Origin of the sequence: Streptomyces prunicolor (genome assembly GCF_045162825.1) — a bacterium.
GTDB classification, from domain to species: domain Bacteria; phylum Actinomycetota; class Actinomycetes; order Streptomycetales; family Streptomycetaceae; genus Streptomyces; species Streptomyces prunicolor.
Map to the genome: position 1 here is coordinate 2,933,643 of NZ_CP108676.1, position 14,380 is coordinate 2,948,022.

Below are 14,380 nucleotides of genomic sequence, written 5' to 3' on the forward strand. Positions count from 1 at the left end.
TTCCGGTAGGTGAACCCCCCGCGGGAATGAGCCATCGAGCACACGCGCGTACGCTCGTCCTGGGCGCTCAGCTGCCCCCTATGCCCACCACCGCCGCAGGTCGGAAATAGGGTCGGCTGTCGGGCCCGGTCGACCCACCCCGTTCGGCCACGGAAACTTCACATCGGAAGCGAGAATTCACCACTGTGACTGCTCTCACTCTCAGCACCGCCGCGGCGCCCGGCCTGCGGGCCGACGCGATCGTGATCGGTGTCGGCAAGGGCGGCAAGGGCCCGGTCGTCGCACCGGGCGCCGACGCCGTGGACAAGGCGTACGACGGCAGGCTCGCCGGCGTCCTGGAGACCCTGGGCGCCTCCGGTGCCGAGGGCGAGATCACGAAGCTGCCCGCACCGGCCGGCTTCAAGGCACCGCTCGTGCTCGCGGTGGGACTCGGCGCGGAGCCCGAGGAGGGCGAGGAGTACGGCGCCGAGGCGCTGCGCCGGGCCGCCGGTGTCGCCGCCCGCGCGCTCACCGGCGCCAAGAAGGCCGCCTTCGCGCTCCCCCTCGCCGACGCCGCCGACGCCGGTGCGATCGCCGAGGGCGCGCTGCTCGGCGCGTACTCCTTCGACGCGTACAAGGGCGGCGCCAAGGACGCGAAGGGCAAGGCCCCGCTCGGCGAGGTCGCCCTGCTCGGCGGCAAGCCGCGCGACAAGGAGTACAAGGCGGCCGTAGAGCGTGCTCTGGCGGTCACCGAGGAGCTCAACCGCGCCCGCGACCTGATCAACACCCCGCCGAACGACCTCGACCCCGAGGCCTTCGCGGCCGTCGCGCAGACCGCGGCGAAGGAGCACGGCATCAAGGTCGAGGTGCTCGACGAGAAGGCCCTGGAGAAGGGCGGCTACGGCGGCATCCTCGGCGTCGGCGCCGGTTCCGCGGCCGGTCCGCGCCTGGTGAAGCTGTCGTACACGCACGCCGACGCGACCAAGCACCTCGCGTTCGTCGGCAAGGGGATCACGTACGACTCGGGCGGTATCTCGCTCAAGCCGGCCGGGCACAACGAGACGATGAAGTGCGACATGAGCGGTGCGGCCGCGGTGTTCGCGGCCGTCGTCGCCGCCGCGCGGCTGGGCCTCGCCGTCAATGTCACCGGCTGGCTGGCGCTCGCCGAGAACATGCCGTCCGGCTCCGCGACGCGTCCCGGTGACGTGCTGCGGATGTACAGCGGCAAGACCGTCGAGGTGCTCAACACGGACGCGGAGGGGCGGCTTGTCCTCGCGGACGCGCTGTGGGCCGCGTCTGCGGAGAAGCCGGACGCGATCGTGGACGTGGCGACGCTGACCGGGGCGATGGTTCTGGCTCTCGGGAGCCGGACGTTCGGTGTGATGGCGAACGACGACGCGTTCCGCTCCGCGATCGTGGATGCGGCGGAGGAAGTCGGCGAGCCGTCGTGGCCGATGCCGTTGCCTGAGCACCTGCGTAAGGGGATGGACTCTCCCACCGCCGACATCGCGAACATGGGTGAGCGGATGGGTGGCGGGCTCGTCGCCGGGCTGTTCCTGCGGGAGTTCGTGGGTGAGGGGATCACCTGGGCGCACGTCGACATCGCGGGGCCCGCGTTCAACGAGGGCGGGCCGTTCGGTTACACCCCCAAGGGTGGGACCGGGTCTGCGGTGCGGACGTTGGTGCGGCTGGCCGAGCTGACTGCGGCCGGGGATCTGGGCTGACGTTCTGCGCCTCATAGCTCGATGCCTTAGGGGCGTGGGCGACCGCGGACCGGCTGTGGCCGGTCGCGCAGTTCCCCGCGCCCCTGAGGGTCGCACCTAGGTGTCTCAGTAATTCAACGTCTCTCATGTGAGCGTGTGGCGTCTCACACCCGGGCCCGGCGTCTCGTTGGGCCCCGACAAGTGCGAAGATGGGCTCGGCAGGACAGGGCCCCCACCACAGGGCCGATGAAAGAGCGGCCGGACACCAGCCGCCGCGCGGTCACTGAAGACCGGCGTACGGCGCACATGCATGGAGGACGTGACGTGGCGAACGACGCCAGCACCGTTTTCGACCTAGTGATCCTCGGCGGTGGTAGTGGCGGGTACGCCGCGGCCCTGCGCGGGGCCCAGCTGGGTCTGGACGTCGCTCTGATCGAGAAGGACAAGGTCGGCGGCACCTGCCTGCACCGAGGATGCATCCCCACCAAGGCCCTGCTCCACGCGGGCGAGATCGCCGACCAGGCCCGCGAGAGCGAGCAGTTCGGTGTCAAGGCCACCTTCGAGGGCATCGACGTACCGGCTGTCCACAAGTACAAGGACGGCGTGGTCTCGGGCCTGTACAAGGGTCTTCAGGGTCTGATCGCATCCCGCAAGGTGCACTACATCGAGGGTGAGGGGCGGCTCTCCTCCCCCACCTCCGTCGAGGTCAACGGCCAGCGCATCCAGGGCCGCCACGTCCTGCTGGCGACCGGCTCCGTGCCGAAGTCGCTGCCGGGCCTGGAGATCGACGGCAACCGGATCATCTCCTCGGACCACGCCCTCGTCCTGGACCGCGTCCCGCAGTCCGCGATCATCCTGGGCGGCGGTGTCATCGGCGTGGAGTTCGCCTCCGCGTGGAAGTCCTTCGGCGCCGACGTGACGATCATCGAGGGCCTGAAGCACCTCGCTCCTCTTGAGGACGAGAACTCCTCCAAGCTTCTTGAGCGCGCATTCCGCAAGCGCGGCATCAAGTTCAACCTGGGCACCTTCTTCTCGAAGGCCGAGTACACCGAGAACGGTGTCAAGGTCACCCTCGCCGACGGCAAGGAGTTCGAGGCCGAGCTGCTGCTCGTCGCGGTGGGCCGCGGCCCGGTCTCCGCCGGTCTCGGCTACGAGGAGCAGGGCGTCGCGATCGACCGCGGCTACGTCACGGTCGACGAGTACATGCGGACGAACGTCCCGACCATCTCCGCCGTCGGCGACCTCGTCCCGACGCTCCAGCTCGCGCACGTCGGCTTCGCCGAGGGCATCCTGGTGGCGGAGCGTCTGGCCGGTCTGAAGACCGTTCCGATCGACTACGACGGTGTCCCCCGGGTGACGTACTGCCACCCCGAGGTCGCCTCCGTGGGCATCACCGAGGCCAAGGCCAAGGAGATCTACGGCGCGGACAAGGTCGTCGCTCTGAAGTACAACCTCGCGGGCAACGGCAAGAGCAAGATCCTCAACACCTCGGGCGAGATCAAGCTCGTCCAGGTGAAGGACGGTGCCGTGGTCGGCGTCCACATGGTCGGCGACCGCATGGGCGAGCAGGTCGGCGAAGCCCAGCTGATCTACAACTGGGAAGCGCTGCCCGCCGAGGTCGCCCAGCTGATCCACGCCCACCCGACGCAGAACGAGGCGCTCGGCGAGGCCCACCTGGCACTGGCGGGCAAGCCTCTCCACTCCCACGACTGACCCCCTCGGTCGGACGACGACACAGACTTCCGCAATTCGTAAGGAGCAACCGAAACCATGGCGGTTTCCGTAACCCTTCCGGCGCTCGGTGAAAGCGTCACCGAGGGCACTGTCACCCGCTGGCTGAAGGCCGAGGGCGAGCGAGTAGAGGCCGACGAGCCGCTGCTCGAGGTATCGACCGACAAAGTCGACACCGAGATCCCCTCCCCCGTCGCCGGTGTGCTGGCCTCCATCAAGGTGGCCGAGGACGAGACCGTCGAGGTCGGCGCAGAGCTGGCCGTGATCGACGACGGCACCGGCGCTCCCGCCGCCGCCCCGGCCCCGGCCGCAGAGCCCGAGGCGGCTCCGGCCCCCGCTGCCGCTCCGGCCCCGGTCGCCGAGGCCCCCGCGGCTGCGGCGCCCGCCCCCGCCGAGGCGCCCGCCGCCCCGGCAGCCGGCGCCTCCGGTACCGACGTCGTGCTGCCCGCACTGGGCGAGTCGGTCACCGAGGGCACCGTCACCCGCTGGCTGAAGGCGGTCGGCGAAGAGGTCGCCGAGGACGAACCCCTCCTGGAGGTCTCGACCGACAAGGTCGACACCGAGATCCCCTCCCCGGTCGCCGGCGTCCTGCTGGAGATCCTGGTCGGCGAGGACGAGACCGCCGAGGTCGGCGCCAAGCTCGCCGTCGTCGGCGCCCCGGGTGCCGCTCCGGCGGCTGCCCCGGCTCCGGCCGCCCCGGCGCCCGCCCCGGCGGCTGCCGCTCCGGCTCCGGCCCCCGCGCCGGTGGCCCCCGCGGCTCCGGTCGCGCCGCCCGCCCCGGCTCCGGCGCCCGCTCCGGTCGCCGCTGCTCCGGTGGCCGCTCCGGCTCCGGTCGCCCCCGCCGCCCCGGCCCCCGCGCCGGTCGCTGCTCCGGCTCCGGTCGCCCCGGCCGCTCCGGCGCCCGCCGCCGCACAGGCCACGGACGACGGCGCGTACGTCACCCCGCTGGTGCGCAAGCTCGCCTCCGAGAACGGCGTGGACCTGTCCACCGTCAAGGGCACCGGCGTCGGCGGCCGTATCCGCAAGCAGGACGTCATCGCCGCCGCCGAGGCCGCGAAGGCCGCTGCAGCCGCTCCGGCTCCCGCAGCCACCACCGCTGCTCCGGCCGCCGCGAAGAAGACGCCGACCCTGGAGGCCTCTCCCCTCCGCGGCCAGACCGTCAAGATGCCCCGCATCCGCAAGGTCATCGGCGACAACATGGTCAAGGCGCTGCACGAGCAGGCGCAGCTGTCCTCGGTCGTCGAGGTCGACATCACGCGCCTGATGAAGCTCCGCGGCCAGGCGAAGGACTCCTTCGCGGCCCGCGAGGGCGTCAAGCTCTCCCCGATGCCGTTCTTCGTGAAGGCGGCGGCCCAGGCGCTGAAGGCCCACCCGGCCATCAACGCCCGGATCAACGTCGAAGAGGGCACGATCACCTACTTCGACACCGAGAACGTCGGTATCGCGGTGGACTCCGAGAAGGGCCTGATGACCCCGGTCATCAAGCACGCGGGCGACCTGAACATCGCCGGTATCGCCAAGGCCACCGCCGAGCTCGCGGGCAAGGTCCGGGCGAACAAGATCACCCCGGACGAGCTGTCCGGCGCGACCTTCACGATCTCCAACACCGGTTCGCGCGGCGCCCTGTTCGACACGATCATCGTGCCCCCGAACCAGGTCGCGATCCTCGGCATCGGTGCCACGGTCAAGCGCCCGGCGGTCATCGAGACCGAGGAGGGCACGGTCATCGGCGTCCGCGACATGACGTACCTGACCCTCTCCTACGACCACCGCCTGGTGGACGGCGCGGATGCCGCCCGCTACTTGACGGCGGTCAAGGCGATCCTGGAGGCGGGCGAGTTCGAGGTCGAGCTCGGCCTGTAGCCGACTCACCGGCCGCCTGGCCTGTTGTTCGTACGGTGCCCCCGTTCCGGAATCTTCCGGGCGGGGGCACCGCGCGTTTCCCGGACGCGCGGCAGGTCGTATGCCGCTCGGCATCCCGGCGTACGATCCCGTCGTGTGCCGGTGCCGCAGCCGGTGCCGCCGCCGGGCCGGGCGCACAGCCGACCCCGGTCGACCCGGCCCAACTCCCGGGCGCCGTCCGGTCTCACGAAGACTCGGGCGCCGCCGGGGCGGGGTGTCGGCGATGATCCGTAGCCGCGCGGTGTCCGTCCGGCCGCACGCCGGAGTGAGCGCCGGTCGACAACCGGTCACCCTCGCCGCCATCAACCCGGGACCACGGCCCCACTTCGAACTCCCCAGTTCATCGCGCCCCCCCGACGCCCCGAAGGGCACCCGCGCACTCCGCCCACCAGCGTGTAAGTCTCGTCTCACCTGCATGAAAGCGCCCCCGTGCGCCCCTCCCGAGCGGGCGTGCGGCCTTATTGTCTAAACGTCAAACGCCCTTAAGGAGCTCTCATGACCGCGCCCGTCGTCCACTCGCTGCGCGAACAGATCCGCGAGCACATCGTGGAGGGGATCGTGAGCGGGCGCTGGAAGCCGGGCGAGCGGATCGTGGAGCGGCGGATCGCGACCGAGCTGGAGGTCAGCCAGACGCCGGTGCGGGAGGCGCTGCGCGAGCTGGAGTCGTTGCGGCTGATCGAGTCCGCGCCGAACAAGGGCGTACGGGTACGGAATCTGACCGCGGCCGACCTGGAGGAGAGCTACCCGGTGCGGGCCGGTCTTGAGGCGATCGCGGCCGAGCTGGCGGCCGAGAAGCTGGCCGAGGACTGCTCGGCGCTCGAACCGCATGTCGCCGCGCTGTACGAGGCGGACCGCGCCGCGGACGGGACCGGACAGGTGCGGCACACCGTCGGCTTCCACCGTGAGCTGGTCCGGGCCGCCGGCAACTCCGTACTGCTGCACACCTGGGAGGGCCTCGGCATCGAGGTGTTCACGGCGCTCTCGATCCGTTGGCTCGGGACCGTGCAGCAGTCGTACGCGGAGGAGCACGAGGAGTTGGTGGCCGCGTTCCGGCGCCGGGATCCGCGGATCGCGGAGCTGGTGAAGGCGCACGTTCTGGGCTGCGCCCCGCGTCCGTGACGCACCCGAGCACAGCCATGCTCACCTGCGAAAACTCCCCGGAAATCAGCCAAAAACACGGCACCCGGTGCCCTCGCAAAAGGCACGCCGTGCCGACTTTCTCGTAATCAAGATATTTTGCCCGGGAACCTTTGATCGATCATCGATCAGGGAGTTACAGTCACCGACGGGCCACGCGGCGGAAGCCGCACCGTGTCACAGCACAAGGGCCCGCCGCCCTGTCCTGCCAAAGACCAAGGGCACCCCCGAAATCCCCTTGCCGATGAGGGAACCCCCCTTCGACCGAGGAAGGCGGCGTTATGACCGACCCCTACGCCATCCAGCCGAGCGAGCTCGACCAGCTCCCGGACCGCGACCCCGAGGAGACCGCCGAATGGCAGGCCTCCCTGGACGCCGTCACGAAGGCTGCGGGCCCGCACCGTGCCGCGTACCTGATGCGCCGCACGCTGGAGCGCGCGGAGGGCAACGGCCTCGCGCTGCCCAAGCTGCTTGAGACGGACTACGTCAACACCATCCCGACCGCCGCCGAGCCGTCCGCACCCGGAGACGAGGCGCTGGAGCGCCGGATCACCGCGTGGAACCGCTGGAACGCGGCGGCGATGGTGACCCGCGGTGCGAAACACGGCGTCGGCGGCCACATCGCGACCTTCGCGTCCGCGGCCTGGCTGTACGAGACCGGCTTCAACCACTTCTTCAAGGGCAAGGAGGCCGACGGGTCGGGCGACCAGCTCTACATCCAGGGCCACGCCTCCCCCGGCATCTACGCCCGCGCCTTCCTCGACGGCCGCCTCACCGAGGCGCACCTCGACAACTTCCGCCAGGAGGCGGGCGGCAACGGCCTCCCGTCGTACCCGCACCCGCGGCGCCTGCCCTGGCTGTGGGAGTTCCCGACCGTTTCCATGGGCCTCGGTCCGCTGTCGGCGATCTACCAGGCCCGCTTCAACCGTTACCTCACCGCGCGCGGCATCAAGGACGTCTCCGAGTCGCACGTCTGGGCGTTCCTCGGCGACGGCGAGATGGACGAGCCCGAGTCGACGGCGGCCCTCGCACTGGCGAGCCGTGAGGGTCTGGACAATCTCACCTTCGTCATCAACTGCAACCTCCAGCGCCTCGACGGCCCGGTCCGCGCGAACTTCAAGATCGTGCAGGAGCTGGAGGCCCAGTTCCGCGGCGCCGGCTGGAACGTCATCAAGTCGCTGTGGGGCAACGCCTGGGACGAGCTGTTCCGGCTCGACACCACGGGCGCGCTGGTACGCCGCCTGCGCGAGGTACCGGACGCCCAGGTGCAGACGTACCAGACGCGTGGCGCCGCCTACATCCGCGAGGACTTCTTCGGCAAGGACCCGGCGCTCGTCGAGCTCGCGAAGCTGCTGAGCGACGACAAGATCCTCGAGTGTTTCCACCTCTCGCGCGGTGGTCACGAGGCGAGCAAGGTCTACGCCGCGTACAAGGCGGCCGTAGAGCACAAGGGCGGCCCGACGGTCATCCTGGCGCAGACGGTCAAGGGCCACACGCTCGGCGAGGGCTTCGCGTCGAAGAACGCCAACCACCAGATGAAGAAGCTCTCGACGGACGAGTTCAAGCAGATGCGTGACCTGCTCGAACTCCCCATCAAGGACAGCGACTTCATCGACGGAGTCGTTCCTTACGGCCACCCCGGCGCCGACTCCCCCGAGGTCCGTTACCTCCAGGAGCGCCGCGCGGCCCTCGGCGGCCCGGCCCCCGCTCGCCGCACGCACGCGATCGCTCCGCTGCCCTCCGCCGCCGACAAGACGTTCGCGTCCTTCGACAAGGGCTCGGGCAGCCAGAACGTCGCTACGACGATGGCGTTCGTACGGCTCGTCAAGGACCTGGTCCGCGACAAGGAGACCGGCAAGCGCTGGGTGCCGATCGTCCCCGACGAGGCGCGCACGTTCGGCATGGAGTCGCTCTTCCCGTCCCTCGGGATCTACTCCCCCAAGGGCCAGACGTACGAGCCCGTCGACCGCGACCAGCTCATGTACTACAAGGAAGCCAAGAACGGCCAGATCCTCAACGAGGGGATCACCGAGGCCGGTTCGATGGCGGACTTCATCGCCGCGTCGACGTCGTACGCGACGCACGGCGAAGCGATGATCCCCTTCTACATCTTCTACTCGATGTTCGGCTGGCAGCGCACGGCCGACCAGATGTGGCAGCTCGGCGACCAGCTCGGCCGCGGTTTCCTCGTCGGCGCGACGGCCGGCCGTACGACGCTGACGGGCGAGGGCCTTCAGCACGCCGACGGCCACTCCCCCGTGATCGCGGCGACGAACCCGGCCGCGCTGTCGTACGACCCGGCGTTCGCGTACGAGGTCGCGGCGATCGTCAAGGACGGCATCCGCCGCATGTACGGCGAGGCGGCCCCGGGCGAGGACTCGAACGTCTTCTACTACCTCACCGTCTACAACGAGCCGATCCCCCAGCCCGCCAAGCCGGCCGGCCTCGGCATCGACGAGGGCATCGTCAAGGGCCTGTACCGCTTCAACACGGCGGAATCGGCGGGACTTTCGCCGGCTGCCAACGCGGCGCGGATCCAGCTCCTGGGCTCCGGTACGGCGATCCACTGGGCGCTGAAGGCGCAGCGGCTGCTCGCGGAGGAGTGGGGTGTGGCGGCTGATGTGTGGTCTGCCACGTCCTGGACCGAGTTGCGGCGGGACGCGCTGGACGCGGACGCGGCGCTGCTGCGGGGCGAGGAGCGAATTCCGTACGTGCGGCAGGCGCTGCAGGGTGCCGAGGGTCCGGTGCTCGCGGTCTCCGACTACATGCGCCAGGTTCCCGACCAGATCGCGCAGTGGGTCGAGCAGGACTACTCGTCGCTGGGCGCTGACGGGTTCGGGCTGTCGGACACGCGGGATGCGGCGCGTCGGTACTTCGGCGTGGACGCGGAGTCGATCGTCGTGGCGGCGCTGGCGCAGTTGGCGCGGCGTGGGGAAGTGAAGGCTACGGCGGTTAAGGAGGCGCGGGAGCGCTACGGCTTGTAGGGGAGTTCTTCGCCCCCGCCGCCCCTACCCGTCCCATCCTTCTGGGGCTCCGCCCCAGACCCCGCCAGGAGGCTCTGCCCCCTGGACCCCCGCTCCTCAAACGCCGGAGAGGCTGAATTTCAGCCTCTCCGGCGTTTGAGGACGAGGCCGTTCAGGCCGAAGCGGGGGGTCGGGGGCTGGCCCCCGGGACCGGAGCCCCTGGGGATGGGACGGGTAGGGGCGGCGGGGGCGAGATCCCTCATCATGAAGGCATGCGCGCTGCCCGCCTGATCAAAATGGTGCTGCTGCTCCAGTCCCGCGCCTCCATGACCGCCGCCGAACTGGCACAGGAGCTGGAAGTCTCCGAGCGGACCATCACCCGGGACGCGCAGGCACTGTCCGAGGCGGGCGTCCCTGTGTACGCGGATCGAGGGCGGGCCGGCGGGTATCGGCTGGTCGGCGGGTACCGGACCCGGCTCACCGGGCTGGCCCGTGGCGAGGCCGAGGCGCTCTTCCTGAGCGGGGTGCCGGGGGCGTTGCGCGAGATGGGGTTGGAGGACGCCGCGTCGGCTGCGCGGTTGAAGGTGTCCGCAGCCTTGATGCCCTCCCTGTCGGATGCCTCGCGGGCGGCGGCCCAGCGGTTCCACCTCGACGCCCCCGGCTGGTTCACCGAGCCCAAGACACCCGAACTGCTCCCCGCCGCAGCGGACGCGGTGTGGGACGACCGGAGGATGGTCGCGCGGTACCGGCGCGACGACTCCGACGTCGAACGGGAACTGGAGCCGTACGGACTCGTCCTCAAGGCGGGGGTCTGGTACCTGTGCGCGCGGGTCACCGCCACCCTCGATTCCTATCGGGTGTACCGCATCGACCGGTTCACGGCGGTGGAGCCGAGCGCCGAACGCTTCGTACGGGACCCGGATTTCGACCTTCCGGCGTTCTGGGAGGAACGGGCGGAGCAGTTCGCGCGGTCGATCCTGCGGGCGGAGGTCGTGGTGCGGCTGTCGCCGGACGGTGCGCGGAGGCTGCCGTACGCCGTCGATCCGGCCGCCGCGAGGGAGGCGCTGGAGGTCGCGGGCGACCCGGAGAACGACGACGAGTGGGTGACGTTGACCCTGCCGGTGGAGTCCGAGGAGGTGGCCCACAGCCAGCTCGCGGGGCTCGGCCCGGACGTGGAGGTGCTGGCACCGGAGAGTCTGCGGGCACGCTTCACGGACGACGCGCTACGGCTGGCCGCGCTGTATCGCCGCCCATAACGATCTGCCCCGCTCCAGGTGACAATCCGCTGCACTCCGCGTGCGCGCACCCCCTCCAGGCCCGATGCTTGACCCGTGATGGACGAGACGGAGTTCTGGGAGTTGGTGGACGCCACCCGCGAGGCCGCCGAGGGCGACCCCGAGGAGCAGGCCGACCTGCTCGTCGACCGGCTTCTGCTGTTGGACCCGGAGCTGGTCCTGGACTTCGCCCGGCATTTCGAGGCCCGTTACAACCGCGCGTACACGTGGGACCTCTGGGGTGCCGCGTGGGTGCTGCTGGACGGCGCGAGCGACGACGCGTTCGACTTCTTCCGGTGCTGGCTGATCGGTCAGGGCCGTGAGGTGTACGAGGGTGCCGTGCACGACCCCGACTCGCTGGCCGAGCTCATCGACGACTTCGACGACGAGATCGACGGCGACGGTGAGGAACTGGGGTACGCGGCGGACGAGGCGTACGAGCAGTTGACCGGTACCGTCGCCCCCGACCTGGGGATTCCGCCGGCGCCCGCCGAGCCGCTCGGGGCGCCGCTCAATCTGGAGAACGAGGCCGTGCTCGCGGAACGTTTCCCGAAGCTGCGGGAGAGGTTCCGGCAGGAGTGAGAGGGGTACGGCGATGAGTGCCCACCCCTCGACCGAGTCGATGGGCTCGATCGACCGGATCCCGGATCCCAGTGAGGTCACCGTGGCTCGAATACCGTACCCGGAGCGTTCCGCCAAGGCCGTGGACGCGCTTCCCACCCCGTTGAACGCGTTCCGCATGTTCTCCCACGCCCCGGATCTGACGGGTCCGGCGATCGACCTTGGCATGGGCGTGCTCGGGTCGTCGATACCGGTGCGGTTGCGCGAGCTGGTGGTGATGTCGGTGGCGGCACGCACCGACTGCGCCTACGGGATCGTCCAGCACCGCCCGATAGCGCTCCACGCGGGGGTCACCACCGACCAGTTGGCGGCGGTCGTCGAACTCCGGCCCGAGGAGGGCGAGTTCGACGAGGTCGAGTCGGCGCTGCTGACGGCGACGGAGGAGCTGATGACCCAACACACGCTCACGGACACCACGTTGGGCACCCTGCGCAAACACCTGACCGACCGTCAGGTGGTCGAGCTGATCACGACGGTCGGGTACTACACGATGCTGGCCGGTCTCCTGAACGGGCTGGGCGTGGACATCGATCCGGCGGGCGAGAAGTACCTGGGCATGGGCCGCCAGTAGGGGCGGACACAGGCGCGTTCGTCCGACAAATTCGCTACCCGGCGGCCGGAGCACCGTGATACACAACCGTCGTGCACAACATCTTGGAGTTTCCCGAGGTCCTGCGGCTGATCGAAGACCGCTCGGCCGCGTTCCGCGCTGCGATAGCGTCCGCCCCCGACCTCGACGTCCAGGTCCCGACCTGCCCGGACTGGACGCTGCGCGAACTGGCGCAGCACCTCGGTGACGGCCGCCGCCGCCAGGCCGCCATCGTCGCGGCGGGACCGGGCGCCGAGCCCCCGGCGAGGACGGACCCGAAGGGCGCCCCGACCGCACCCCGTGACCACGAGGCCCTGGACGCCTGGCTCGCCGAGTCGACCGAGCTCATGCTCGACGCGCTGCGCGAGGCCGGCCCGGACCGCGGCTGCTGGACCTGGTGGGGCCGCTCGCAGGCCCCGGAGACCAGCGGAGCCGTGGCCCGGCACCAGATTCAGGAGATCGCCGTCCACACCTACGACGCCCAGCTCACCCAGGGCGCCGCACAGCCGCTGTCGACGGACGTCGCGGTCGAGGGCGTAGACGAGTTCCTGACGACCGTCTCGGCGACGACCGTCCCTTGGCCGTTCAAGCCGGCGACCATCGACCTGCACACGACCGAGGGCCGCTCCTGGCGCCTGACCCTGAACACCGACGGCGTCCACTGCGACGACCTCGCCGCCGACGCGGAGCCGGGCGACATGGCGATGCGAGGCGCAGCGAGCGAACTGGTCCTCTACTTCTACGCGCGCGTCCCGCTCGACGGCCTGGAGACCACCGGCGACACCGAGCCGATGGAGCAGCTCGCGGACTGGGACCCGAACGCGTAGAGCGCGCACTTGTGACGCAACTGTCGGTGGTGTGCGCGCTCCTGCGTGCACCACCGGGCCCGGGGTTGCGGACATCGCGCGGCTACGGGCAGGCTGCGGGCCCGGTCGCGACCAGATATGACGAACGCGCCCCTCCCGCATCTGTGACGTCGCGTCAACTCCTGTGTCACAAGGGCGTCTTGATGCGACTCCGTTCGGAACTTCCGTCTGACCGCGGGTCTCCTATGGGACAACAACGCCCGTTCACCCCGGGCGAGTTGACGGACAAGTGCCGCCCACAGTCACCCCCGGAGGGGTCATGTTCCCGATCGTTCGCCCGCGTTCGATGGTTCTGCTCGGTGCCGCCCTCGTCGTCGTACTGACCGGCGCGGCGGTCGGCACCATGCTGCTGGTCGGAGAACAGGCCGAGGGCAGGGAACTCAACGACCCGGACCCGACGGCCGTCAGCACGGTCACCGTCTGCTCGGACGTGAAGGTCCACGCCTGGGTCACGATGAACGTCGGGACGGTCGCCAAGCCCGACGACAAGCTCGTCGACTACGACGTCGACGCCACCCGGCACGACCACGACCCCTTCGGCCGCACCCTGGCCAAGGGCTGCAACAGCGCCGCCGGAGCCTTCGGCTCCCGGATGCAGTTCAAGGCCCCCGGCCTGAACAAGGGCCGCCCCCTCTATGTGACCGCTCCGGCCGACCGCCGACACGTCCTGGTCCTCCGCCTCACCCAGCACGCGGACGGCACGGTCACCAGCACACAGCAACTGGTCGCCGCCCGCTGACGACTGCGGCTGGATCAGGGTCGGCGCACGGCTCCCCATGAGAGGCTGGACGGCATGGGGGCAGCGCCGGACGATCAGGCTTCTCGGGACTTCCTGGCCGGGATCCACGTCGGCGACCTGTGCAGCGGGACGGTCGCAGAGGTCACGCGGTCGCACGGGGCGGCGGTGACCCTGGACGGGTTCCCCGCACGCCCGCTGGGGATCGTCTCGCAGGCAGACGTTTCCTGGCTCTGGCATGACGCCACGGCCCTGGAGGTCGGCCGGCGGATCACCGCCGAAGTGACGGCCGTCGACCCGGACGGGGGCCGGGTCCGGCTGGCGATGACCGCCACCGGGAACCCGGAGCTCTGGGCGTTCCTGGCATCGCGTCGGCGCGGTGAGATTCTCTCCGGGACGGTCGCGGCGATCGAGCGGTTCGGTGTGTTCGTGTCGCTGGACGACGGCCCTGACCACCCGGTCTTCCCCGGCGTCGGGTTCATCACGGTCGCCGAACTGTCGTGGCGGCATGTCGAGGCGATGTCGGACGTCGTGCACGTCGGACAGCACATCTCATGCGAGTTCCTCCAGTTCGACGACTGGAACGGAGAGGCGAGGCTGTCCCTGAAGGCGATGCAGCCGGACCCTTTCGCAGCGTTCGTCGAAGGGCTCGCGGTGGGCCAGAGGCTGCACGGACAGGTCACCAAGTTGGTCCCGTTCGGTGCCTTCGTCCGGGTCGCCGACAGCGTTGAGGGACTGGTTCATCTCCGAGAACTCGCCCCAATGCCTGTGGAGACTCCGGAGGACGTGGTCCAGGTCGGCGACGAGGTCACGGTCGTCGTCACCGAAATCGACCGACAGCGGCGCAGGTTGGCTCTCTCCCGACGCCAGGCCTCATAG

The 14,380-nt window shown here is 70.3% G+C and carries 11 protein-coding genes; all 11 read left to right on the top strand.

The window, feature by feature from the left end; all coding sequences use genetic code 11:
- The first annotated feature begins 185 nt into the window (after nt 1-185).
- The 11 genes from OG588_RS13245 to OG588_RS13295 all read left to right on the top strand — a co-directional run bounded on the left by OG588_RS13245 (nt 186) and on the right by OG588_RS13295 (nt 14,380).
- The gene (locus OG588_RS13245) at nt 186-1,703 is read left to right on the top strand and encodes a leucyl aminopeptidase (RefSeq protein ID WP_033284176.1); all 1,518 of its coding nucleotides are present in this window, start codon (nt 186-188) and stop codon (nt 1,701-1,703) included.
- A 303-nt stretch (nt 1,704-2,006) separates the two neighbouring features.
- A complete protein-coding gene (gene lpdA / locus OG588_RS13250; RefSeq protein ID WP_405947439.1) occupies nt 2,007-3,395 on the top strand; it encodes a dihydrolipoyl dehydrogenase in 1,389 nt (462 codons plus the stop codon).
- 57 nt (nt 3,396-3,452) lie between these two features.
- Entirely contained in the window at nt 3,453-5,276 is a 1,824-nt protein-coding gene (sucB, locus tag OG588_RS13255; protein WP_405947440.1) for a 2-oxoglutarate dehydrogenase, E2 component, dihydrolipoamide succinyltransferase, read from the top strand.
- A 534-nt stretch (nt 5,277-5,810) separates the two neighbouring features.
- Complete coding sequence (locus OG588_RS13260) at nt 5,811-6,434, top strand: GntR family transcriptional regulator (protein WP_019075869.1); 624 nt, start codon at nt 5,811-5,813, stop codon at nt 6,432-6,434.
- Nucleotides 6,435-6,733: 299 nt separating this feature from the next.
- Nucleotides 6,734-9,436, top strand: a complete 2,703-nt coding sequence (gene aceE / locus OG588_RS13265; protein ID WP_405947441.1) for a pyruvate dehydrogenase (acetyl-transferring), homodimeric type — start codon at nt 6,734-6,736, stop codon at nt 9,434-9,436.
- Nucleotides 9,437-9,687: 251 nt separating this feature from the next.
- A complete protein-coding gene (locus OG588_RS13270) occupies nt 9,688-10,671 on the top strand; it encodes a helix-turn-helix transcriptional regulator (RefSeq protein ID WP_405947442.1) in 984 nt (327 codons plus the stop codon).
- A 78-nt stretch (nt 10,672-10,749) separates the two neighbouring features.
- Nucleotides 10,750-11,271: a DUF4240 domain-containing protein gene (locus tag OG588_RS13275; RefSeq protein WP_405953115.1), complete on the top strand. Its 522-nt coding sequence runs from the start codon at nt 10,750-10,752 to the stop codon at nt 11,269-11,271.
- A gap of 13 nt (nt 11,272-11,284) precedes the next feature.
- Nucleotides 11,285-11,881, top strand: a complete 597-nt coding sequence (locus OG588_RS13280; protein ID WP_405947443.1) for a carboxymuconolactone decarboxylase family protein — start codon at nt 11,285-11,287, stop codon at nt 11,879-11,881.
- Between the two features lie 71 nt (nt 11,882-11,952).
- Complete coding sequence (locus OG588_RS13285; protein ID WP_405947444.1) at nt 11,953-12,726, top strand: maleylpyruvate isomerase N-terminal domain-containing protein; 774 nt, start codon at nt 11,953-11,955, stop codon at nt 12,724-12,726.
- 298 nt (nt 12,727-13,024) lie between these two features.
- Entirely contained in the window at nt 13,025-13,504 is a 480-nt protein-coding gene (locus OG588_RS13290; RefSeq protein ID WP_405947445.1) for a hypothetical protein, read from the top strand.
- A gap of 54 nt (nt 13,505-13,558) precedes the next feature.
- Entirely contained in the window at nt 13,559-14,380 is an 822-nt protein-coding gene (locus tag OG588_RS13295; protein WP_405947446.1) for a S1 RNA-binding domain-containing protein, read from the top strand.

Coding starts and splice junctions, on each gene's coding strand:
- sucB (WP_405947440.1), top strand. CDS start 3,453: ATGGCGGTTTCCGTAACCCTTCCGGCGCTCGGTGAAAGCGTCACCGAG.
- OG588_RS13260 (WP_019075869.1), top strand. CDS start 5,811: ATGACCGCGCCCGTCGTCCACTCGCTGCGCGAACAGATCCGCGAGCAC.
- aceE (WP_405947441.1), top strand. CDS start 6,734: ATGACCGACCCCTACGCCATCCAGCCGAGCGAGCTCGACCAGCTCCCG.
- OG588_RS13270 (WP_405947442.1), top strand. CDS start 9,688: ATGCGCGCTGCCCGCCTGATCAAAATGGTGCTGCTGCTCCAGTCCCGC.
- OG588_RS13275 (WP_405953115.1), top strand. CDS start 10,750: ATGGACGAGACGGAGTTCTGGGAGTTGGTGGACGCCACCCGCGAGGCC.
- OG588_RS13280 (WP_405947443.1), top strand. CDS start 11,285: ATGAGTGCCCACCCCTCGACCGAGTCGATGGGCTCGATCGACCGGATC.
- OG588_RS13290 (WP_405947445.1), top strand. CDS start 13,025: ATGTTCCCGATCGTTCGCCCGCGTTCGATGGTTCTGCTCGGTGCCGCC.
- OG588_RS13295 (WP_405947446.1), top strand. CDS start 13,559: ATGGGGGCAGCGCCGGACGATCAGGCTTCTCGGGACTTCCTGGCCGGG.